This window comes from Undibacterium sp. TC9W (assembly GCF_049339865.1).
Taxonomy (GTDB): Bacteria; Pseudomonadota; Gammaproteobacteria; order Burkholderiales; family Burkholderiaceae_D; genus Undibacterium.
In genome coordinates this window covers 1-216 of sequence record NZ_JBMPPJ010000122.1, presented here as the reverse complement: position 1 = coordinate 216, position 216 = coordinate 1, and the positions used below count along the sequence as shown (strand labels likewise).

At 50.0% G+C, this 216-nt stretch carries 1 protein-coding gene; it reads left to right on the top strand.

The window, feature by feature from the left end; all coding sequences use genetic code 11:
- On the top strand, positions 1 to 216 hold a 216-nt coding region (locus ACO0LN_RS30510; protein WP_422980539.1), incomplete at both ends, for a hypothetical protein.

Sequence of the window (216 nt, the reverse complement as noted above, 5' to 3'; positions counted from 1 at the left end):
CACTGGGTAACTCCAATGACAACGGCGCGCCAATCATCACCCCAACGCTCAAAAACATCCAGACAGCGAACTTCACGTTCACTGGCTCTGCTGATGCACAAAACGTCAACAACAACGCCGTTGTTGCAGTTGACTTGCAAGATGCAACTGGCCTGAAAAGCATCGGTATCAACCGTATCGCTTCTACAGCAGGTACTAACGTTGCCCGTATCGAAA